General features: G+C 70.3%; 1 protein-coding gene. It reads left to right on the top strand.

Annotated features, from left to right (window positions below):
- Positions 1-128 precede the first annotated feature (128 nt).
- Positions 129-626 (top strand): TetR/AcrR family transcriptional regulator (locus tag DD1DGNOD_RS10525; protein ID WP_241255634.1); only part of this gene is annotated, 498 nt, incomplete at its 3' end.

Below are 626 nucleotides of genomic sequence, written 5' to 3'. Positions count from 1 at the left end.
CTCCTCCGTCACGTAGAGGGGGCTGAAGAAGGCGCGACGTGTCGGCTCCGGCTCTGGACGGCGCCGCACCCTTATTGAGGATTACTCAACAGTAGGCTCTATTGAGCTGGAGTCAATAGGATGGACGCATGGTTCGTCCCCCCGGCCCGCGCGGCACCCGGCTCCTTCCCTCCGACCGCCGGAGCCAGATCCTGGCCGCCGCCCGCCGCATCCTGGAAAGGGGGACGATCGACGACATCTCCGTCGAGACCGTGGCCGCCGAAGCGGGCGTCTCCCCCGGGCTGCTCTTCCACTACTTCGGCTCGCAACGCAGGTTCCGGCACGCCGTCCTCCAGGCCGTCGCCGAGGACCTCCTCGGCCGCCTGCGTCCCGACCCGTCCCTGCACCCCGGCGAGCAGCTGCGAACCGGCGTCGAGACCTTCGTCGAGTACGTCTCCCGCCATCCCGACATCTACCAGGCCGTCACCCGGCTCGACAGCGGCAGCGACATGCGCGCCCTGCACCGCTCGACCCGCGCCACCCTGGCAGGCTGGATCACCGAAGGCCTCGCGTCCGCGGGCGCACCCGCCGCCCCCGCCCTCACCATGGCCGTGGCCGGCTGGTTGGCGTACATGGAGGAAGTCGTC

The sequence above is a fragment of the Candidatus Protofrankia californiensis genome, from assembly GCF_900634765.1.
GTDB lineage: Bacteria > Actinomycetota > Actinomycetes > Frankiales > Frankiaceae > Protofrankia > Protofrankia californiensis.
Note: the sequence above shows the minus strand (reverse complement) of the source record. Positions and strands in the feature narration are given on the sequence as shown.